Source organism: Mesorhizobium sp. P2_F5 (assembly GCF_056403715.1).
The window spans coordinates 351693-371397 of the sequence record NZ_JBFUEY010000001.1 but is presented as its reverse complement, the minus strand read 5'-3'; the positions used below and the strand labels follow the sequence as shown (position 1 = coordinate 371397).

At 63.5% G+C, this 19705-nt stretch carries 19 protein-coding genes, 1 pseudogene and 1 riboswitch; of the genes and pseudogenes, 9 read left to right on the top strand and 11 right to left on the bottom strand.

The window, feature by feature from the left end:
* Positions 1-6: 6 nt before the first annotated feature.
* The gene (locus tag AC1DYO_RS01755; protein WP_477259699.1) at positions 7-213 is read right to left on the bottom strand and encodes a hypothetical protein; all 207 of its coding nucleotides are present in this window, start codon (positions 211-213) and stop codon (positions 7-9) included.
* Positions 214-418: 205 nt separating this feature from the next.
* On the bottom strand, positions 419-1744 hold the full coding sequence (xylA, locus tag AC1DYO_RS01750) for a xylose isomerase (RefSeq protein WP_477259697.1): 1326 nt from the start codon (positions 1742-1744) through the stop codon (positions 419-421).
* Between the two features lie 112 nt (positions 1745-1856).
* On the opposite strand from xylA, the gene AC1DYO_RS01745 reads away from it, so the two are divergent.
* On the top strand, positions 1857-2219 hold the full coding sequence (locus AC1DYO_RS01745; protein WP_477259695.1) for a nuclear transport factor 2 family protein: 363 nt from the start codon (positions 1857-1859) through the stop codon (positions 2217-2219).
* Positions 2220-2416: 197 nt separating this feature from the next.
* Here AC1DYO_RS01745 and xylB read toward each other — a convergent pair whose 3' ends face one another.
* The 4 genes from xylB to AC1DYO_RS01725 form a co-directional block, all read right to left on the bottom strand.
* Positions 2417-3871, bottom strand: a complete 1455-nt coding sequence (gene xylB / locus AC1DYO_RS01740) for a xylulokinase (protein WP_477259693.1) — start codon at positions 3869-3871, stop codon at positions 2417-2419.
* An 82-nt stretch (positions 3872-3953) separates the two neighbouring features.
* Entirely contained in the window at positions 3954-5276 is a 1323-nt protein-coding gene (locus tag AC1DYO_RS01735; RefSeq protein ID WP_477259691.1) for a tetratricopeptide repeat protein, read from the bottom strand.
* Between the two features lie 124 nt (positions 5277-5400).
* Positions 5401-5751, bottom strand: a complete 351-nt coding sequence (locus AC1DYO_RS01730; RefSeq protein ID WP_477259689.1) for a hypothetical protein — start codon at positions 5749-5751, stop codon at positions 5401-5403.
* A 290-nt stretch (positions 5752-6041) separates the two neighbouring features.
* Positions 6042-6665: a LysE family translocator gene (locus AC1DYO_RS01725; protein ID WP_181056726.1), complete on the bottom strand. Its 624-nt coding sequence runs from the start codon at positions 6663-6665 to the stop codon at positions 6042-6044.
* Between the two features lie 228 nt (positions 6666-6893).
* Here AC1DYO_RS01725 and AC1DYO_RS01720 point away from each other — a divergent pair, with 228 nt between their 5' ends.
* The 6 genes from AC1DYO_RS01720 to AC1DYO_RS01695 all read left to right on the top strand — a co-directional run bounded on the left by AC1DYO_RS01720 (position 6894) and on the right by AC1DYO_RS01695 (position 12914).
* On the top strand, positions 6894-7661 hold the full coding sequence (locus tag AC1DYO_RS01720; protein ID WP_477259687.1) for a L,D-transpeptidase: 768 nt from the start codon (positions 6894-6896) through the stop codon (positions 7659-7661).
* A gap of 100 nt (positions 7662-7761) precedes the next feature.
* Positions 7762-8928 (top strand): diphosphate--fructose-6-phosphate 1-phosphotransferase, encoded by a 1167-nt coding sequence (locus AC1DYO_RS01715; RefSeq protein ID WP_477259685.1) that lies wholly within the window; start codon positions 7762-7764, stop codon positions 8926-8928.
* Between the two features lie 25 nt (positions 8929-8953).
* Entirely contained in the window at positions 8954-9688 is a 735-nt protein-coding gene (locus AC1DYO_RS01710; RefSeq protein ID WP_477259683.1) for an MBL fold metallo-hydrolase, read from the top strand.
* 211 nt (positions 9689-9899) lie between these two features.
* Positions 9900-11432 (top strand): DegQ family serine endoprotease, encoded by a 1533-nt coding sequence (locus AC1DYO_RS01705; protein WP_477259681.1) that lies wholly within the window; start codon positions 9900-9902, stop codon positions 11430-11432.
* A 133-nt stretch (positions 11433-11565) separates the two neighbouring features.
* Positions 11566-12177, top strand: coding sequence for a molybdopterin-dependent oxidoreductase (locus AC1DYO_RS01700; protein ID WP_477259679.1), 612 nt, complete (start codon positions 11566-11568; stop codon positions 12175-12177).
* Complete coding sequence (locus tag AC1DYO_RS01695; RefSeq protein ID WP_477259678.1) at positions 12174-12914, top strand: FAD-binding oxidoreductase; 741 nt, start codon at positions 12174-12176, stop codon at positions 12912-12914. The genes AC1DYO_RS01700 and AC1DYO_RS01695 overlap by 4 nt, the downstream gene beginning before the upstream one ends.
* A gap of 90 nt (positions 12915-13004) precedes the next feature.
* Here AC1DYO_RS01695 and AC1DYO_RS01690 read toward each other — a convergent pair whose 3' ends face one another.
* The 4 genes from AC1DYO_RS01690 to AC1DYO_RS01675 all read right to left on the bottom strand — a co-directional run bounded on the left by AC1DYO_RS01690 (position 13005) and on the right by AC1DYO_RS01675 (position 17178).
* Positions 13005-14474 carry a nucleotidyltransferase family protein gene (locus AC1DYO_RS01690; RefSeq protein ID WP_477259676.1) on the bottom strand — a complete coding sequence of 490 codons (1470 nt, stop codon included), beginning with the start codon at positions 14472-14474 and terminating at the stop codon, positions 13005-13007.
* The gene (locus tag AC1DYO_RS01685; RefSeq protein WP_477259674.1) at positions 14474-14626 is read right to left on the bottom strand and encodes a hypothetical protein; all 153 of its coding nucleotides are present in this window, start codon (positions 14624-14626) and stop codon (positions 14474-14476) included. The genes AC1DYO_RS01690 and AC1DYO_RS01685 overlap by 1 nt, the downstream gene beginning before the upstream one ends.
* Positions 14627-14792: 166 nt before the next feature.
* The gene (locus tag AC1DYO_RS01680) at positions 14793-15893 is read right to left on the bottom strand and encodes an FAD-binding oxidoreductase (RefSeq protein WP_477259672.1); all 1101 of its coding nucleotides are present in this window, start codon (positions 15891-15893) and stop codon (positions 14793-14795) included.
* Between the two features lie 37 nt (positions 15894-15930).
* Positions 15931-17178 (bottom strand): aromatic ring-hydroxylating oxygenase subunit alpha, encoded by a 1248-nt coding sequence (locus tag AC1DYO_RS01675; protein WP_477259670.1) that lies wholly within the window; start codon positions 17176-17178, stop codon positions 15931-15933.
* Between the two features lie 117 nt (positions 17179-17295).
* Positions 17296-17497, bottom strand: a riboswitch (cobalamin riboswitch).
* Positions 17498-17998: 501 nt separating this feature from the next.
* Between AC1DYO_RS01675 and AC1DYO_RS01670 the strand changes: the two genes are divergently transcribed.
* Complete coding sequence (locus tag AC1DYO_RS01670) at positions 17999-18205, top strand: DUF680 domain-containing protein (protein ID WP_477259668.1); 207 nt, start codon at positions 17999-18001, stop codon at positions 18203-18205.
* Between the two features lie 98 nt (positions 18206-18303).
* Positions 18304-18486: pseudogene (locus AC1DYO_RS01665) on the top strand (DUF680 domain-containing protein); the annotation flags it as partial.
* 65 nt (positions 18487-18551) lie between these two features.
* Here AC1DYO_RS01665 and AC1DYO_RS01660 read toward each other — a convergent pair.
* Positions 18552-19664 (bottom strand): ABC transporter ATP-binding protein, encoded by a 1113-nt coding sequence (locus AC1DYO_RS01660; RefSeq protein ID WP_477259666.1) that lies wholly within the window; start codon positions 19662-19664, stop codon positions 18552-18554.
* Between the last annotated feature and the right edge of the window lie 41 nt (positions 19665-19705).

Sequence of the window (19705 nt, the reverse complement as noted above, 5' to 3'; positions counted from 1 at the left end):
AGGGGACTACGCGGCGTTCTGTCGATCGCCGCCGGCGTCCATCTGCGAACGCATCTGCCTCGCCAGCCGGACTTCGAAGCGGCTGCTGACAGCGCGATCCCATTCGTTTTTCACATTGTCGGTCGGCCTCGGCAACGCCATCAGCCGGTCGATGATCGATCCGGTCTCACCGGATGAGAGTAGGGCGTCGATTTCGCGTTCGTGTTGCATCATCGGTTCGCCTCCTTCCTTTTCACCCGCCACGACGGCACTCTTATACGAGATACGTGACGGCAGTTTGAAGGCAAGAGCGAGGTCATTGAGGGGCGACAAAGGGCAAAACCATGTCGCCGGAAGAGGGCTGCCGCACAAAGCATTCCAAGGCGGCAGGGGTGTTCATCCTGCCGCCCCTTACGCAGTGCGAATCGGTTTTCCGCCTTCAGACGTAGCGGTTGACGATGTTCTCCAGCAGCTCCTGGCGGCCGGAGCGCGGCTGCGGCTCGATCTTCTTCTTTACAACGCGCTCGGCGATATCCTCCAGCGAGCGCTTGCCCGACAGCATCGCCTTGGCCTCGGCCGAATTCCAGCCGGCATAGCGTTCGGCAAGCGGGCCTGACAGCGCCTTGTCCTCGACCATGCGGGCCGCGGCTTTGAGGCCGCGTGCGCAGGAATCCATGCCGCCAATATGGCCGATCAGCAGATCCTGCGGATCGAGCGACTGGCGGCGCAGCTTGGCGTCGAAATTGGTGCCGCCGGTCTTGAAGCCTCCGGCCTGCAGGACCTGGTAGTAGGCCAGCGCCATCTCCGGCACATTGTTGGGGAACTGGTCGGTGTCCCAGCCGGACTGGTAGTCGTTGCGGTTCATGTCGATCGAGCCGAAGACGCCGAGCGCATTGGCCAACGCCAGCTCGTGCTCGAAGGAATGGCCGGCGAGGATGGCGTGGCCCTGCTCGATGTTGAGTTTTACTTCTTTCTCCAGCCCGAAGCGCTTGAGGAAGCCGTAGACCGTGGCGACGTCGTAATCATACTGGTGCTTGGTCGGCTCCTGCGGCTTCGGCTCGATCAGGATCGTGCCCTTGAAACCGATTTTGTGCTTGTAGTCGACGACGAGGCTGAGGAAACGGCCGGCCTGCTCCTGCTCGCGCGCAAGGTCGGTGTTGAGCAGCGTCTCATAGCCCTCGCGCCCCCCCCACAGCACATAGTTCTCGCCCTTCAGCCGCTTGGTGACGTCGATGCAGCTTTTCACCGTCGCCGCCGCATAGGCAAAGACATCCGGATCGGGATTGGTGGCGGCACCCGACATGAAGCGGCGGTTGGAGAACAGGTTCGCCGTGCCCCAGAGCAGCTTGACGCCGGTCTTCTTCATCTTGGCGGCGAAATAGTCGGCGATCTCGTCGAGCCGCGCCGCACTTTCGGAAAAATCCTTGCCCTCGGGCCGCACATCGGCGTCGTGGAAGCAGAAATAGGGCGCGCCGAGCAGCGAGAACATCTCGAAGGCGACGTCTGCCTTGAGCTTGGCCAGTTCCATCGTGTCGACGCCGCCCGCCTTGGGGAACCAGGGACGGTCGAAAGTCTGGCCGCCGAAGGGGTCGCCGCCCGGCCAGGCGAAGGAATGCCAGTAGGCGACAGCAAAGCGCAGATGTTCTTCCAGCCGCTTGCCGGCGACGACCTCGTCGGGGTTGTAGAACCGGTAGGCCAGCGGATTGGTCGAATCCGGTCCTTCATACTTGATCTTCTGGATGTCGCCGAAAAATCCGCTGCTCATGATTTCTGTCCTCTCACAAAGTTCTGCCGCCATTACCTCAGGCGTAATTGGTTTCACGCCGGCGCTGATCGAAAAGGGTCATGTCAAAGCCACTCAACCAAGGAGACAGACCATGACCGACCTCAACACGATCGCCCAAAACTACATCACCGCCTGGAACGAGGCCGATGCGGGTCGCCGCACCGAATTGCTCAGGGCGACGTTCACCGAAGACGTCAGCTACCGCGATCCGCTGATGCAGGGCGACGGCCATGCCGGTGTTGCCGCGCTCATCGATGGCGTGCAGCAGCGCTTTGCCGGCTTCCGGTTCTCGCTGAAGGGCAAGCCGGACGGGTTCGCCGACACGATCCGCTTCTCGTGGAACCTCGGGCCGGAAGGCATTCCATCGGTTATCGAAGGCACCGATATCGGCATCATCGAGAACGGCCGCCTGAAGAGCGTCACCGGATTTCTGGACAAGGTGCCGGCGCAGTGAGGTTAACTGATGAGGAGGGGTGCGAGCCGCCCCCCTCTGGCCTGCCGGCCATCTCCCCCTCAAGGGGGGAGATTGGCTGTCACGCGGACCTTCGCCAACGACCAACGTGGAAAGAGATGAGGCATTGCTAAGCCTGCCGATCTCCCCCCTTGAGGGGGAGATGCCCGGCAGGGCAGAGGGGGGTGCCTCGCGCCTACTCACGCCGTGGCGTCCTTGATCGCCGGATAGAGCGCCCGGTAGCGCTGATAGGCATCGGCATAGGCGCCGCCCAAGGCGGACTCCGGTTCGATCGTCGCATCCGTCCTCGGCGCCGTGCAGACGCTGAGCGGATCAGCCCCCGTCGCCGCGATCAGCCCAAGCCTTGCCGCCCCAAAGGCGGCGCCGAAATCGCCGTCTGCCGGAATATCCACCGGCATCTGCAGCGCGGTGGCGATCGCCTTCAGCCAGTAGCGCGAGCGCGAGCCGCCGCCGATCGCGGTCACCCGCGTCAGCGTAGTGCCGGCCGTCTTCAAAGCTTCGAGACTGTCGCGGAAGGCGAAGGCAACGCCCTCAAGCACCGCTTGTGTCAACACCGCGCGGCTGGATTCATGCGCCAGCCCGGTGAAGGCGCCGCGAATAGCGGAATCATTGTGCGGCGTCCGCTCGCCCGAGAGGTAGGGCAGGAACGACACCCCGCTCGGCGCCTTCAGCGTCTCGCCGAGTTCGGCGGTCAACTCGCCGGCTTTCTTGCCTGATATCTCCGACAGCCAATTGAGCGAATCCGTCGCCGACAGGATGACGCCCATCTGGTGCCAGGTGTTGGGCAGCGCGTGGCAGAAGGTGTGCACCGCGCTGGCCGGATTAGGCAGATAGGACGCGTTGGCGGCAAACAGCACGCCGGATGTGCCCAGCGACACAAAGGCATGGCCGGCGCCGACGGTGCCCATGCCGCAGGCGGACGCCGCATTGTCGCCGGCGCCGCCGGCAACCGGGACGCCTGATGTCATGCCCCAGCTTGCGGCCAGTTCGGCGCGCAAGGCTCCGGCCCTTTCCGTGCCTTCGACCAGCGACGGCATCTGCGTCTCGTCGAGCGATGTCGCTGCCAGCAATTCCGCTGACCAACGCCGCTTGCCGACATCGAGCCAGGAGGTGCCGGCCGAGTCGGACATTTCCGACATATGCTCGCCGGTTAGCCAGAATCGCAGGAAGTCCTTGGGCAAAAGCACCTTCACCACCTTGGCGAAGACGGCGGGCTCGTTGTTCTTCACCCAGGCGAGTTTCGGCGCGGTGAAGCCGGGGAAGACGATGTTGCCGGTCAGCTTGCGGAAGCGCGGATCGGCGTCGAGTGCTGCCGCCTCGGCGTGGCTGCGCGTGTCGTTCCACAGGATACAGGGGCGCAGCACCTGGTCGGCGGCGTCGAGCAAGGTGGCGCCATGCATATGGCCGGAGAGGCCGATGCCTTTGACCGCGGCAAGCTCTTTGGGATGCGAGGCTTTCAACTCGGCAATGGCGGTCTCGCAGGCGCGGACCCAGTCGGCGGGGTTCTGCTCGGACCAGCCGGGGTGCGGCCGCGATACGTCAAGCGAAGCATGGCCGGAGCCGATGACGGTTTGCCCGGCATCGATCAGCAGCGCCTTGACGCCCGACGTGCCGAGATCGAGGCCGAGATACATGCAGTCCTCCCATCGCCATTAATTTTTTCGGGTCCCGAAAAAATCTGGCTCGGCCAGTTTTTAAAACAAGATCCGCTGCGGGTCAATTCTCTGACAAATCTGCGGCGCGCCGCGAAAAGAGCGCCGACAGCGGACTGTCCGGCCGGGCCAGTTGACGCTCGGCCGTCAAGGCCCGTGCAAGTGCCGTGCCGCCGGCGCGCAACGCCGCTTCGATCAGCGTCAGGTCGATGACGTCGCGCTGGGCATGGCTGCCGCCGAAGCGATAAGCTATGGCACGGATGGGACGGATCAGGCGCACCGTCTCGTTGTAATTGCCCTCGCCAAAGGCCTTGATCGCCAGCGTCAACGGATGGCCGACATCCCTGGTGAAGGCAGCGTTGTCGTCACTGCCGCGCATCGCCGCTTGCTGCGCCTCGAGCAAGGTCTTGGCGGGCGCTTCGAGCCCTGCTCCGACGAAGGCCATCATCGCATGGGCGTCGTTGAAGGCGTAATTGCCGGCACCGACCTTGGGCCAGTTGGCGGCGAGCGCTATCCAGCGGTCGCCGACATCGACGCCACCGAGATGAAGCCGCCACAGGATTGCCGAGGCATCGACCATATTGAGCGCCATCGCCGACGGGGTGCCGTAGATCGGCCCGTCATAGAGGTCAAGCACTTCGCCGGTCTCGCCGAGATCGTAGTGGAACAGCGCCAAATGCCACCAATTGTGCACCTGCAGGAAGCTCTCTTTTGCCCACGCTTCGGGATTGGCGCGCATCCAGACGATGCCATCCCTTTGCCGGCTTTGCATCTCCATGACGTGAGCGACGGCATGTTGGCCCCAGCCGTCGCGCGGCTCGATGGCGACCGCGGTGCGACCAAACTTCTCGGCCTGTGCATAGTCGCCCATCTCTTCCAGCCCGAACGCCTGCATACCGAGCATGGCGTGGTATCCAGGCATGTCCTTTTGCCATGACGGCAGGGCGCGGCCGATGCGGTCGCGCAGCATGCGGGCGTTGCCGGTGAAGAAGTCGATCTGGTGCCCGGTCTGCAGTGCCACCGCGTCGAGCGGGAAGTCGATGGCGATATCTTCGAGCAAGCGCGAGGCTTCGTGCCAGCGGCCGGCGGCAAGATGGCCAAGGGCAGCCACATGCGCCTGCTCGCGCGCTGTCGCGGCAAGCGGCAGCGCAGCTTCGTGGCATGCCTTGGCCATCGCCGTTGCCTCGCGCTCGGTGGCGAGGCCGAACAGGTAGCCCTTGAACACATGCGCCATGACGAAGCCCGGGTCGGCCGCAATGGCGCGATCGACGGAAGCGACGGGGTCGCCGATGAAGCATTGCAATTCGCGGACGGCCTGGCTGTAGGGCGTGAAGCCGGCCTCCGTCGCGCCTGATAAGGTCAGGCCGAATGCGTCCCTGACTGCCATGTCGGCCCTCCGGTGATCATAAAATTCCAGCTGCGCGCCGATCCTAGAGCATCGGCGGCGGGCGCGCCAAGCGAAGTCTGGACCAATCAATACCGGAGTCCAGTTCAACTAGTTTCGCAGTTCATCAACCATGAGGCACAGAATAGGCTTTGTAAAATCTGGCGGATTGTGTCTTCATTGCGGCGCCCGGCGGGGAGCTTGAAATCGCGAATCGAGAGGGACGCGATGCGGCACCGGAAGAACAAGCCTGCGGACAGTTGTTTGCGGGATACGGAGGAAACAGTTGCTTTATCGCGACGAAAGCCGTGTCAGCCAAACGCGACAGCGCCTGTTTGCGCTCTTGCGCGAACAATGAAAACTCAGTCGCGTTGGTCGCGCCACACAGGCTTGCCGCGATCATCATCACGATCAGGTCGCCAAGCCGGTGCGTGGCGTTGGCTGCGCGGATCAGGCACCGCGCCGAAATAGCTCTCAAGGCTGGAAATGGCAGTCGCTCCTTCGCTAAGACTGCCTTCCCAAAGAATCCCTTCTCAAACCAACTTCAAGCCTAAAATCGCCATATGCGATTCCCCTGCCGTGAACGGGGAGAAAGAAGCTGGCCGCTACCTCGCCGCTTATCCTGCAACGTTGGTGATTGGCGAAATCTGTGGTGACAGCGTCCTTCTCCCCGTTCACGGGGAGAAGATGGCGGCAGCCAGATGAGGGGCGGCGCCGACTTTCGCAGTGGGCGAATCCAGTCTCGACCGTCGGCCTTGGTAATCCTACCTAATTCCCCGAGCGCATTGCCACCGTGGCGATCCCCGCGCCGACCAGCAGCGTGCCGCCGGTGCGGTTGAAGATGCGGATTGCCTTGGGGTTGCGCACGACGTTGCGGGCGCGTGCCGCAATCAGCGCGTAGCCGAAGGCATTGGCGAAGGCGAGCGCCAGGAAGGTCGTCTCGAAAATCAGCATCTGCGGCCAGAAATCAGCTTCCCGGTTGAGAAACTGCGGCAGGAAGGCGACGAAGAAGGTGATGCTTTTCGGGTTGAGCGCGGTGACCAGCCAGGCATGCGCCATCATCTTGGCGGCCGAGACGGCGTCGGTGCGCGGCTCGGCTTTCAGAGCGCCGCCGGCACGAAACAGTTTAATGCCGAGATAGATCAGATAGCAGGCGCCGATAAGCTTCAGGATGGTGAACACGGTTGCCGAAGCCGCCAGCAGCGCGCCGATGCCAAGCATCGACAATGTCATGGCGGTGAAGTCGCCCAGCGCCACGCCGACGGCCATCGGCAAGGCGGTGCGCCAGCCCTGGCCCAGCGCATAGGACACGACCAGAAGAATGGTCGGGCCGGGAATGATCAGCAGGACGGTGGAGGCGGCGGCGAAGGCGGCCCAGTTTTCGAACGACATCTTTGTCTCCTTGAGCGCAAAGAAAAGGATAAATCCTCGGGTCCGGGGGAATGTAAAGAGCCATCTGAAAAAATGCGCGGCGTGCCATTTCGCGCGGCCGTTGCGGCTAACGGCGGCACAGGGTTAAGACCGATCGTGAGACCTTCACCCTTTTTCAACCATGTTTGGCGAAACTGCCTGCTATCCGGCCGGACCGTGTTTCCCGCCGACAGTGTAGGGTTTGGGTGCATGCGTGAGTTGCCGCAGAATGTGACGCCGCCTGTAAATGGCGACGCAATCGAAACCGAAAATCTCTATTCCCGCCGCTTCGTCCTGTCAGGCGCCGGCGCCATGGCGCTGCTCGGCATGGCCGGCTGCAGCACCTCGACGCTCGAACTGCCCCAATTGCAGCTGGACGATACGGTCACCGGCTCGGTGCGACCGATCCGCCCGGCGATCAGCGTCGACAAGAACATCACCGGCCCCGACGTCATGTACGCCGCGCTCACCGATGGCGGTTTCCAAGTGCCGGCCGTGCCCTATCAGAAGGTCAAGCCGGAGTTCCGCCGCCAGATCGTCGTCAACGAGACCGGCGAGGCGCCCGGCACCATTGTCGTCCATCTGCAGGAGCGTAAGCTCTATCTCGTGCAGGAGGGCGGCGACGCCATCCGCTACGGCGTCGGCATCGGCAAGGACGGCTTCCGCTGGTCGGGCCGCGCCAACATCCAGTACGGCAAGGAATGGCCGGTCTGGACGCCGCCGCCGGAAATGATCCAGCGCAAGCCGGAACTGGTGAAGTGGCAAGACGGCCAGCCCGGTGGCCTCACCAATCCGCTCGGTGCCCGCGCCCTCTACATCTACCAGGACGGCAAGGACACCGGCTACCGCATCCACGGTTCGCCGGAATGGGCAAGCATCGGCCAGGCGATGTCGTCGGGCTGCGTGCGCCTGATCAACCAGGACATCATCGACCTCTACAGCCGCGTTTCCAAGAAGAACCCGGTCGTCGTTGTCTGATCCCTCTGCGGCGTGTTAGCCCCGCTGGAAACTCCCGTTGCGCGATGCGGCAAGCTAGGCCAAGGTGCCTTGAAAACCATCACGCCGGGAGACATCAAGCATGGCTGGAACGTTTGTTATCGCGCAGGGTGGCGGCCCGACCGCCGTCATCAACCAGACGGTCGTCGGCGCCACGCTGGAAATCCGCAAGCGCCATCCCGGCGCCAAGGTGCTGGGCTCGATCCACGGCGTGCGCGGCATTCGTGACGGCAACTATGTCGACCTCTCCGCTATCCCCGAGGATCGTCTGCGACTGATCGCCGGTACGCCGAGTGCCGCCCTCGGCTCGACGCGCGACAAGCCGGATGCGGCCTATTGCGAGGTCATCCTCAACGGCCTGAAGAAGGCCGGCGCTGACGCCTTCATCTATATCGGCGGCAACGACACGTCGGGTACGCAGCAGATCCTGACCGACGCCGCCGGCGGCAGCATTGCCTTCGTCCATGCGCCAAAGACCATCGACAATGATCTCGAGGAAAACGACCACACGCCGGGCTTCATCTCGGCGGCCGAATTCGTTGCTGGCGCCTTCCTGTCCGTCGATCTCGATTTCCGCGCGCTGCCCGGCATCTATGTCGGCATCGTCATGGGCCGCCATGCCGGCTTCCTCACCGCCGCTGCTGCCGCCTGGCAGCTCGATCCCGACAGCGGCCCGCATCTGGTCTACGTGCCGGAGCGACCGTTCTCGGCCGCCGGCTTCATCGACGACGTGCGCGCCTCGCTCGACCGCCACAAGCGCTGCATCGTCGCCGTCTCCGAGGGCGTCAGCACCGCCGACGGCAAGGCGCTGGTCGAAAGCCTGGTGCCGCCGGACAAGCTCGAGCGCGATGCCCATGGCAACGTCAAACTGTCGGGCAGCGACCTGCCGGCGGCGCTCGAACGGGCGCTAGCCGAAGGCCTGCCGGGCAAGCGCGCCCGTGTCGACGCATTGGGCTATATGCCGCGCGGCTATATCGGCGCGATCAGCGCCGTCGACGCGCAGGAGGCCTTCGATGCCGGCGCGTTCGCGGTTGCGGTTGCCGGAGAAGGCGGCGGCTCGGTGGCGTTGCAATATGACGGCAGCAAAACGGTACTGAAGAAGGTGCCGCTGAAGAACGTCGCCGGCAAGACGCGCCATATGCCGGACGATTTCATGAAGCCCGACGTCAACCAGCTGTCGGAGGCCGGCATGGCCTATTTGAAGCGGCTGGTGCCGGAAAAATACAAGGTCGGAAAGCCATTCGTCTGACGGGCCCGTCGTGGGCGGCGGTTTCATGGGTGAGCGTGTCGTCGGCGACTGGTTCGGCAAGACCGTCATCGATGCCAATACAACGATGCTGACCGAGCCGTTCGTGCACGATTTCGTGCGCGCCAACATCTGGCACCTCAAAGGCCGCGATGCCGACCTTCTTGTCGACACCGGCATGGGCATTTGCCCACTGGCGCCGCAGATCGACACGCCTAAGGGCAAGCCGCTGATCGTTGTGGCCACCCACATCCATCTCGATCACGTCGGCTCGCTGCACGAGTTTCCGCTGCGGGCCGGGCCGAAGCACAGTGCCGAACATTTCGAGACCATGAACGAGGCGGTGACCTACGCCTACATGTTCAACAATCTCGACGGCGCCGTCTCGAAACTGCCGGCACCGGGCTGGACGGCGGCCGATTACAAGATCCCGCCGGCACCGTTGACGCGCACGCTGGACGAGGGCGACATCGTCGATCTCGGCGACCGGCAGTTCCGCGTGCTGCATCTTCCCGGACATTCGCCGGACTCGATCGCGCTGTTCGATGAGGCCGATGGCCTGTTCTTTGCCGGCGACGCCATCTACGATTCCATGCTGATGGACGACCTGCCGGACTCGTCGCGCTCCGACTATCGCCACACCATGCGCAGGCTGCTCGATCTGCCCGTTCGGCTCGGCCATGGCGGCCATGGGCCGAGCTTCGACGGCAATCGGATGCGCGAGATCGCCACCGCCTATCTCAGGCGGGCCGGTGGGGTTTGATCTTGGCCAGGCGCAGCCCCGGATATTAAATCTTCGTAAGATAGCGCAAAAACCCTAAATCGGGCCGATCTCTGCCCTAGATGCAGGGTTGTCGATCCGGTCCGCTGCCATGCCAGGCGAGACGGGCAACCGCGACCGTCGACACGCCGGATGGCTGATTTCCCCGCGAACGGCCACGGCGCCGGATCACCTCTCGCCCGGACAAACGACCATGTCAGACATCCTTCGCAGACATCGCGTCGCGGCCTTGCTGGGCGCTGCGCTGATCATATCCCCCTTCGTCGTGTCTTTCGCCGAAAGTGCCAGCAACGCCGTTGCGACGACCCAGACCCCTGTTGCCGGCATAACGGCGCCCAACGGCTCGTTCGCTCCGATCGTGGCGACCGACAAGCCGGCGGTAGTGACGGTCACCACGGTGATGAAGGCACAGCCGCAAACCATGGGCGAGGAGTCTCCCTTCGACGGCGGCGGCTCGCCTTTCGACGAACAATTCCGCCAGTTTTTTGGTGATCAGGGCATACCCATGCCGAAAACGCCGCCGCAGCAACAGGCACAGCGCACTGAGGCCCTCGGCTCCGGCTTCATCGTCGGCGCCGACGGCACCATCGTGACCAACAACCATGTCGTCGACGGCGCCACGTCGATCAAGGTAACGCTCGACGACGGCACCGAGCTTCCCGCCACGTTGGTCGGCCGCGACGCCAAGAACGACCTCGCGGTGCTCAAGGTCAAGTCCGGCAAGCCTTTGCCGACCGTCAAATGGGGCGATTCCGACAAACTCATGCCGGGCGACCAGATACTCGCCTTCGGCAACCCGTTCGGCATCGGCACCACGGTCACAGCAGGCATCGTTTCGGCACGCGGCCGCGACCTCGACAGCGGGCCTTTCGATGATTTCATCCAGATCGACGCGCCGATCAACCACGGCAATTCCGGCGGCCCGCTGGTCGATGTCAGCGGCAATGTCGTCGGCATCAACACGGCGATCTTTTCACCGAACGGCGGCAGCGTCGGCGTCGGCTTCGCCATTCCGTCGGACCAGGCGCAGAAGGTCGTCGCCAAGCTGATGAAGGGCGGCAACATCGAATATGGCTATCTCGGCGTGCAGATCCAGCCGGTGACGCCGGATGTGGCCGGCGCCGTCGGCCTCGACCATCCCGGCGGCGCGCTGGTTTCCGACGTCACTCAGGGATCGCCGGCGGCAAAGGCCGGGATCAAAACTGGTGATGTCATCACCAGCTTCGCCGGAGTGCCGATCAAGGACCCCAAGGACCTGTCGCGTGCCGTCGCCGATGTCGCGCCCGGCGCGAAGGAAACGCTCGATGTCTGGCGCGGTGGCAAGACCGTGCAGATCTCCGCCGATGTCGGCCGCAACAGTGACGATGTGAAGACGGCCTCCACCGAGGGCGACAATCAAAGGCCCTCGGCCGGCCAGGCGCTGCGCGTGCCCTCGCTCGGCCTCGGCCTGACCGACCTCACGCCCGATATCCGCGAGGAGCTGAACCTGGCGGCCAACCAGCGTGGCGCCGTGGTCGAGCGGGTCAATCCGGACAAGGCGGCGTCCAATGCCGGCCTGCAGCCGGGCGATGTCATCGTCGCCGTCGACCAGTTGCCAGTGCGCAACGCAAGGCAAGCCAACCAGGCGATCGCCGAGGCCGGCAAGTCGGGCCGGAAGTCGGTGCTGCTTCTGGTCGACCGTGGCGACGCGCAGATCTTCGTCGCCGTACCTTTCGCCGCCGGCTGAGGCACATGATGCGGCAGGCTCGCCGGAACCACCGGCAGGCCTGCCGTACCGCGCCGCCAAAATTCCTGTTGCCCGCCGAGATATCTTCGAGAACACTGCGGCAGCTCGGCTCGCAGCAAACGGACAAGTCCCGATGGCCACTCGCGGTTTTTTCTCTAGTCGAAAGCCTCCAACCGAGACCGATGCGCGCATCCCGCCCGGGCAGTATCTGGAACAGGGTTTTCCGGTGCTGTCGGCGGGGCCGACGCCGCGGGTGCGCACCGAGGACTGGTCGTTCACGCTCAAGCACGGGCCGCGCCCGATCAAGAAGTGGAACTGGGCCGAGTTCAACGCGCTGCCCTTGACCAAGATGACTCGCGACATCCATTGCGTCACCGCCTGGACCAAGTTCGACACCGCCTGGCAAGGCGTGCTGGTCGACGACATTCTCGCCGATGCCGGCATCGAAGCGCCGACCGGCTTCCTGCTGGCACATGGGTTCGACGGCTACACCACAAATGTGCCGGCCAAGGATCTCACCACCGGCAAGGCGATGGTGGCGCTGCTCTACGAAGGTAAGCCGATCACGCCGGACCATGGCGGTCCGGCGCGGCTTTTGGTGCCGCATCTCTATTTCTGGAAGTCGGCCAAATGGCTGAACGGATTGCAATTCACCGAGCGTGACGAGCCGGGCTTCTGGGAATTGCGCGGCTATCACATCTATGGCGATCCGTGGCGCGAACAGCGCTATAGCGGCGATCCATGAGCGAAGCGCCGCAATCTCCCTGGCAGACGGCGAAAATCACCCGGATCGAAAAGCGCACGCCGCGCGTCACCAGTTTCTTTTTTGCGCTGTCGCGGCCTTTTGCCTATCGCGCCGGACAGCATGTCGACGTCAGGCTGACGGCGCCTGACGGCTACCAGGCGCGCCGCTCCTATTCCATCGCCTCGGCGCCGGAAAGCGGCGCCACGATCGAGCTGGCGATCGAAAAACTCGACGACGGCGAGGTCTCGCCCTTTTTCCACGAGGTGGCGGCGGTCGGCGATGAGATCGAGCTGCGCGGACCGCTTGGCGGGCATTTCGTCTGGTCCGACAGCGATGGCGGGCCGCTGCTTCTGGTCGGCGGCGGTTCCGGCGTGGTGCCGCTGATGGCGATGGTGCGTCACCGGACCTTGCGCAAATCGGCGGAGCCGGTCGCGCTGATGTTTTCGGTGCGGGTCTGGGATGAGGTGATCTTCCGTGACGAGTTGATCGGTCTCGACGACCACCGCGACGGTTTCGACCTCGTGTTGACGCTGACGCGTGAGGCGGCACGGCGCCCGTCCGACTATTCGAGGCGTATCGACACGGCAATGGTGATGCAGGCGCTGGCGCGGCTGCCGCAACCGCCGACGCTCGCCTTCGTCTGCGGCTCGAACGCCTTTGTCTCGGCGGCCGCCCAGGCGCTGATCGACGCCGGCATATCAGCGGACATCATCCGCACCGAGCGCTACGGCGTCTGAACAGATATGTCTTTGTTTTTACGCAATTCCCAAGGGAAAGCGCTCCGCGCTTTTCCCGGGAAAACCGCCCACACTTTTCCTGGAATTGCTCTAGCGGGTTGGCGAAAACCGTGCCGACAGCAATTGGAACGGCAATGCGCCATAGGCGGCGATTTCGGCCTCATTGTCCCAGGTGCGGAACTGGCGTGACGGCCGGGCTTCGAGCATCAGCGCCCGGCCGGCCTCCCCCAGGCTAACCCGACCGCGAAAATGCAGCACCTTTTCCCCGCCGGCGCGGCTGATCACCAGCGAGCGCAGGCGGGCGACATGCTGGCCGCCGGCATTGATCTCCATTTCGATTCGGCGGCGCACCGGCGGAACGACGATCCTGACGGTGACGTCCAGCATCATCTCGCCAGCCATGTTCGGAGACGGCAGAGCCTGCGAAAGCGCAAAGGCCGCCGGCGCCGGCTTTGCCCTGCGCAAGACCGGCTTGCCGCGCCAGACGGTTGCTGCCGGCTGCTGCAGGCGGCCTTTCTTGCGTTTCAGGCGCAGTTGCTTGGCAAAGCCGCGCGACAGCCAGACGAGGCCACCGAAATCGGTGCGTGGCTTGGCTTGCAAGACCGAGGACCAGCGCGACAGGCCGGCGCGATCGGCGCTCGCTACCGTTCGTGCGAGTTCGCCCGGTGGCACCGCAATGCCGATCTCCAGGCTGAGGTAGGACAGCGCCACCGCCGCGGCGACGGCCAGGTGGCGCCTGGCGACGATGTCGGCAAATACGTCCCAGTCGACCTCGCCGCCCTGGATGGCGACGGCGCAGTCGACCAGCCAGTCGCTGTGGGTATGGGCATCGAGGCCGCCATGCGCGATGGCGAGCGTCATGCGGTCGGCAGGTGATGGGACGAGCAGGCGGACGCCGTTGAACTCGGCAAACCGCGCCCGCTGCCAGATCGCCAGATCATCTTCCGCGCTTTGCTGCGATCCGTCATAGGCCTGCTGGTGCAGGTCGATATCGCCGAAATTACCCTTGAAGAAATTCATCGATCGCAACGACGCCAGCCTGGTGCGCAGGAACTGCGGGCTGACGCCGGTTGCGATCTGCCAGTCGCGCTGCGTCAGCACGTCGAAGGCGGCGAGCATGTCTTGCGGGCGCACCAATATGTCGATGTCGTGCGCCACCCGGCCGCGCTGCGCCGATGCGTTCACCGCGATGCGGCTGGCGCCCTTGATCAGCATGACCGCGCAGCCGGCACCGACCATGGCCTGAAGGGCAGGCTCGGCCTCACGCATCGCCAGCCGCGATTTGGTCCACAGCATCTTTTGCAGGCCGACAAGGCGTGGATGCGCCGGGTGGCCGGCGAGTTTGCGGCCAAACCTGTCGGAGATCGCCGCCAGCAGCCGATGTTCACGGAAGGAGACATGGTCGATGTCGTTGTCATCGAGCCAACGCGCAGCGTAACGGCCGGCCGCCTCTTCATCAGGCAACAATGCGGCCTTTAGCAGCTGGTCGAGGCCGCCTGTGGGCCATGACCACCCATAGTCCGGAAACCGGCGGCCGATGCGGCGAAGAGCCTTGGCCATCACTCGGTCTTCTTCCCTGCCCGCGTTTGCATGGCCAGCCTTACGACGTCGAGAGAGCGGCGTAAGGCCAGGACCTCGTCGAGCATGGTCAGTACAATGCCCGCCTCGCGCGCCCGGGCGACAGCGACGATCGCGTAGACCCGCTGCTGCATCGCTCTATCCCCGTCGCGGACGCCCCTGAAGGGATCGCCCCCGGTTCACGGTCTGGCAGGCCCTTCCAAAGGTGCGTCTAGATCAGTTGGCCCTTGCTTGGCAAGACTAAGACCCGCGAGCGCCATGCCTGCGCCTCGTGACCAGTTGCGGCGATGTCGGCGCCGCTCAGGCCTCGATCTCGAGCGCCGACAACGGTTTCGAGCAGCAGGCAAGGATGAAGCCGTCATCGATCTCGTGGTCGAGGATGCCGCCATTGTGGCTCATCTCGACAGCGCCGGAGACCTTCTTCACCTTGCAGGTGCCGCACAGGCCGAACTCGCAGGCCGCAGGTATCCGCACACCCGAGCTGCGCGCTGTCTGCAGCACGGTCTGGCCGGCGACGCAGTCCGCGTCGACCTCCGAAAGCGAGAAGCGGATCGGCGTCACGGCTTCGCCAGGGACAGCAGTGCCGTCTTCGGCGGGTGAGGCAAACGGCGCCGGGACTTCCTCCACCGCAGGCGCGGCAAAGCTCTCCTGATGGTATTTCGTCATGTCGAAGCCGGCGGCATCCAGCATGCCGCGCACGGCGCGCATGAACGGATCGGGGCCGCAGCAGAAGATCTCGCGTTCGCGGAAGTCGGGCGCCAGCAGCGGCAGCCGGATCGCGTCGATGCGGCCCATATGACCGTACCAGCCTTCACGGCTCGAGCGTTCCTCGATCATGAAGCCGAGCGATAGGCCGGGCATATGGCCGCCGAGCAGTTCGAGTTCCTTGCGGAAGATGATCTCTTCCGCACGCCGCGCGCAATTGACGAAGCCGACATCTGTCCATGGCGCGCAGTCGTTCAGCCAGCGCAGCATCGACATCATCGGCGTCACGCCGGAGCCGGCCGAAATGAACAGATATTTAGCCGCTGGGTGGCTGTGCAGTGAGAAGTCGCCGGCCGGCCCATAGGCCTTGACGTGCGAGCCGGGCACCAGATGGTCGAACATCCAGCGCGTGCCGATGCTGCCGGCCTGCGCCTTCACCGTCACCGCGATCGAGAATGGCCGCGACGGCGACGACGACAGCGTGTAGGTGCGCATCAGCGGCCCGTCCGGCGTCGGCAGTTCCAGCGTCAAGAACTGGCCCGGCTGGTAGCGGAACCAGGTCTGGTTGTCGGAGCGAAAGGTGAAGGTCTTTACGTCAGGCGCCTCGTCGGCGACGCCGATCACTTCCAGCACCTGCAGCCTGTCGTTCCACGGCGCCATCTGGTCGAGATGGCGATAGAGGCCAAGATCCGTCATCGCATTCATCCTCTGGTCCTTCTTCGCCTGCTTGAGCTCACGCCACGCTGCGCAGCGCCGGCCGGCCGCCTTCGGCGAGGCGCGGACCGATGAAGGCTGCGTACCATTCGACAAACTGGATCACGCCGCCCTCATGCAGCTCCGAATAGGGACCCGGCTCATAGGCGGGAGACAGGATGCCGAAGGCGTTTTCCTCGACGATGCGGCGGTCCTGGTCGTTGGTCTCGGTCCAGACATGAATGAGTTCGTCGATGGTGTAGTCGACGCCCTCGACGGCATCCTTGTGCACCAGCCACTTTGTCGTCACCGCGGTTTCGGTGGCGCTGATCGGCAGAACCCGGAAAGTGACCGCATGGTCGATCAGGATGTGGTTCCAGGTCGTCGGATAGTGATAGTGCATCAAGGTGCCGATGCGGTCGGCGGCAACGGTGTCGGACAGATTCTTCGTCACCGCGCGCTTTCCCGTCATCGTATAGCTGACCGCATCGCGCAGCAGCGGCGCGCGGGTGGCGCGGTACTGCCCGGCCGGATCGATACGGAATTTGCTCGGCAGGCCCGCCGCTTCGCATTTTGCCCAGTGCGCCAGCATCTCCGGATCGCTGTCGGCGCCCTGCACGCCGGTCACCGTCGGCGCTTCCGGGAAGGTCTTGCAGAGCTCGGGATGGTTGCCGGCGCAGTGATAGCACTCGCGGTTGTTTTCCCAGACCAGCTTCCAGTTACCCTTCTCGACGATGGTCGATTCGAAAGCGATCTTGGCTTCATTCAGCCGATGCGGCTTGAGGTAGGGCTCGATCATGGCGCGCATCGGCGCGAAGTCGGCAGGTTCTTTCGCCAGGCAGATGAAGATGTAACCGGCCACACTTTCGCAGGCGACCGGCTTCAGGCCGAACTGGCTCTTGTCGAAACCCTCGGCCATCTGGCGGGCGAACAAGAGCCGGCCATCCAGCTCGTAGGTCCACTGGTGATAGGGGCAGACGAGCTTTGCCGCCGTGCCTTTCTCGGTGTTGCAGACGCGGCTGCCGCGATGGCGGCAGGAATTGTGAAAGGCGTTGATGTTGCCCTTCTGGTCGCGGACCAGAACCACCGGATAGTCGCCGATCTGAACGGTAATATAGCTGCCGGGCTTCGGCAGCTCGCAATCATGGCCGATGAACAGCCAGTCGCGATACCAGATCAGCTCCATATCGAGCTTGAAATAGTCCGGGTCGGTGTAGAAGGGCTGTTCCAGCGAAAAGCCTTGCTTGCGGCCATTCAAGAGCCTCAGCATATCGTTGCGCGCATCCATAGTTCCGTCCTCGTGGTTTAAGGACTGAACTTGGTGGTGATGGAGGAAGGATCGGCCGCAGGCCGGCAAGCCGCCGGACATGCGCTACCCACCTCTTGACCGCCCACCGCGATCAGTCGAGTTCAAGCATCTCGGGCTGGTTTCCGGGCTCTGGAGTTGTCCTTGCGGACCATCGCGACACCTTCCCAGGCTGTTGCCCAGTGGTCTCCCGTTGCGACTTGAACTCCACCACCGTTGCGGGGGCAGCGCCGGATTCTGACCGGCTTCCCAATTCTCCGCTGCGTCGTCACGAAGCGGCACCTGAGATGTGATCATCTAACCACGGCAGCGATCGCGACATCGGCATGAAAGCGACATCGTATCCATGCGGCGCGACACGCGCGGCATGCGCTTCAGCCGACGACTGAACGGCTGAAATCCTGTCTTGGGAAGCGATCCTCGCCGTTTCGAATCGCTTCGAATCCAGCCCCCTGCGCCGGCAAAATAGGTTAACAGTATCGAAAAGTTACTATTAGCGATCTCTAAAATCGAACCGAACGGTTCGTTTCTGTTGACAATGCGTGCAGGACGGTGTGAACGACGGCCCGAAAGCTGACACCGGAGCGAACCGCTCGGTTCGACATAACTATCTGAAAACAATGCAATAAAGCACCATGAGGGAACTCTCTGGCACAATTTCAAGGTGCAGAGTCGTGGTCCACACGGAACAACTTCGTGATTGGAAACCAGCCTATGGCTTTCCCACATCGGGGCTGTCCGAACGACGCGAAATCCTCCCAGGACACGCCGCTAGACGGACAGACAAACTGGAGTACTAAAAATGAAAAAGATCATCCTTACTGCCGCCGCCGTTTTGGCCATCACCGGCAGCGCCTTCGCTGGTAGCGACAATTACAGTTCCAATGGTTCGAACCAGCCTGCGGTTACGTCGACCGACAGCGGCCATACCGCTGCTATCGTGAAGTCGGATTCGGCTGCTCAGGCCCCTGCACAGGGCGCCGACCGTAACCTCTTCGGCAACCGCTAACAGCCGATCGGGATCTGACCTCAGAGTTTTTCCGAAAACGATCCCAGTCGAACATCGAACAAGACGCAGAGCGGCGGGATCACCGGCCGCTTTGCCGCATGATGAAATTCAGGAGACTTGAAATGAAGAAGATTGCTCTTGCTGCCGCTGCGCTTTTGATTGCCGCCGGCAGTGCTTATGCCCGCAACGACAATGTCGGCTCAAGCGCCGTCGACAACCAGGCGACCGTCAACGTCGACAATACCCGCACGTCGTCGGTACCGAACACCGGTTCGCCGGTCTACAAGCTGTTGAAGGGGGGCCTGGCCCGCCGCTCTTTTTTCATGCCGATACGAGGAGCCGGCTCTCAGGCCGCCTTCACTTCCAGGGGCTTGAGCGAGAAGGAGTGTCCGTCGGCGTCGAAGATGTGCAGGTCGCCGGCATCCGCGGTCAGCCGCAGCTTTGCCCCGCGCTTGACCTCGACATTGCCGGGCAGCTTGGTCACCAGAGGCAGGTCGGCGCGGCCGATGTCGACATAGACCAGCTGGACCTCGCCGAGCTGCTCGACATAGTCCACCACCCCCTCGAACAGATATTCCGCGCCGGTGGCGACCGACAGATCCTCCGGCCGCACGCCGAAGCTGACCGCCGCGCCCTTGGCGGACGCCGGCGTCGCGATCGGCACCGTCGCCTTGCGGCCGCCGACATGGCTGACAATGGTCGGATCGCCCGTCTTGTCGATCGTTGCCGGCAGGATGTTCATGGCCGGCGAGCCGATGAACTGGGCAACGAACAGATTGCCGGGCTTCTTGTAGAGGTCCATCGGCGTGCCGACCTGCTCGATATGGCCGTCCTTCAGCACGACGATGCGGTCGGCCAGCGTCATCGCTTCGACCTGGTCGTGGGTGACATAGATCATCGTCGTGTTGGGCATCGATTCCTTGAGCTTGGCGATTTCGATGCGGGTAGCAACGCGCAATGCGGCGTCGAGGTTCGAAAGCGGCTCGTCGAACAGGAACACTTTCGGGTTGCGCACGATGGCGCGGCCGATGGCGACGCGCTGGCGCTGGCCGCCCGACATCGCCTTGGGCAGACGGTCGAGATATTTGGTCAGCTGCAGGATCTCCGCTGCCTGCCGCACCCTTTTGTCGATCTCGGCCTTGCTTTCCTTGCCGATCTTCATCGAGAACGCCATGTTGTCGTAGACGGTCATGTGCGGATAGAGCGCGTAGGACTGGAACACCATGGCGATGCCGCGCTTCGACGGCGGCACGTCGTTGACCACCTCGCCGGCGATCTTCAGCTCGCCGGAGGTGATTTCCTCAAGCCCGGCGATGGACCTCAGCAAGGTCGACTTGCCGCAGCCCGACGGACCGACAAAGACGATGAACTCGCCCGACGTTATGTCGAGGTCGATGCCGTGGAGAATGTGTAGATTGCCGTATGATTTCTTCACTTGTCTCAGCGTGACATCGGCCATGATTTCCTCCCAGTGATTTCCCTAGAGATTTCCTCAAGAAA

Bases quoted from the DNA above. Each gene is read 5' to 3' on its own strand.
- AC1DYO_RS01755 (WP_477259699.1), bottom strand. From the start codon at position 213: ATGATGCAACACGAACGCGAAATCGACGCCCTACTCTCATCCGGTGAG.
- xylA (WP_477259697.1), bottom strand. From the start codon at position 1,744: ATGAGCAGCGGATTTTTCGGCGACATCCAGAAGATCAAGTATGAAGGA.
- AC1DYO_RS01745 (WP_477259695.1), top strand. From the start codon at position 1,857: ATGACCGACCTCAACACGATCGCCCAAAACTACATCACCGCCTGGAAC.
- xylB (WP_477259693.1), bottom strand. From the start codon at position 3,871: ATGTATCTCGGCCTCGATCTCGGCACGTCGGGCGTCAAGGCGCTGCTG.
- AC1DYO_RS01735 (WP_477259691.1), bottom strand. From the start codon at position 5,276: ATGGCAGTCAGGGACGCATTCGGCCTGACCTTATCAGGCGCGACGGAG.
- AC1DYO_RS01725 (WP_181056726.1), bottom strand. From the start codon at position 6,665: ATGTCGTTCGAAAACTGGGCCGCCTTCGCCGCCGCCTCCACCGTCCTG.
- AC1DYO_RS01720 (WP_477259687.1), top strand. From the start codon at position 6,894: ATGCGTGAGTTGCCGCAGAATGTGACGCCGCCTGTAAATGGCGACGCA.
- AC1DYO_RS01715 (WP_477259685.1), top strand. From the start codon at position 7,762: ATGGCTGGAACGTTTGTTATCGCGCAGGGTGGCGGCCCGACCGCCGTC.
- AC1DYO_RS01710 (WP_477259683.1), top strand. From the start codon at position 8,954: ATGGGTGAGCGTGTCGTCGGCGACTGGTTCGGCAAGACCGTCATCGAT.
- AC1DYO_RS01705 (WP_477259681.1), top strand. From the start codon at position 9,900: ATGTCAGACATCCTTCGCAGACATCGCGTCGCGGCCTTGCTGGGCGCT.
- AC1DYO_RS01700 (WP_477259679.1), top strand. From the start codon at position 11,566: ATGGCCACTCGCGGTTTTTTCTCTAGTCGAAAGCCTCCAACCGAGACC.
- AC1DYO_RS01695 (WP_477259678.1), top strand. From the start codon at position 12,174: ATGAGCGAAGCGCCGCAATCTCCCTGGCAGACGGCGAAAATCACCCGG.
- AC1DYO_RS01690 (WP_477259676.1), bottom strand. From the start codon at position 14,474: ATGGCCAAGGCTCTTCGCCGCATCGGCCGCCGGTTTCCGGACTATGGG.
- AC1DYO_RS01685 (WP_477259674.1), bottom strand. From the start codon at position 14,626: ATGCAGCAGCGGGTCTACGCGATCGTCGCTGTCGCCCGGGCGCGCGAG.
- AC1DYO_RS01680 (WP_477259672.1), bottom strand. From the start codon at position 15,893: ATGACGGATCTTGGCCTCTATCGCCATCTCGACCAGATGGCGCCGTGG.
- AC1DYO_RS01675 (WP_477259670.1), bottom strand. From the start codon at position 17,178: ATGGATGCGCGCAACGATATGCTGAGGCTCTTGAATGGCCGCAAGCAA.
- AC1DYO_RS01670 (WP_477259668.1), top strand. From the start codon at position 17,999: ATGAAAAAGATCATCCTTACTGCCGCCGCCGTTTTGGCCATCACCGGC.
- AC1DYO_RS01660 (WP_477259666.1), bottom strand. From the start codon at position 19,664: ATGGCCGATGTCACGCTGAGACAAGTGAAGAAATCATACGGCAATCTA.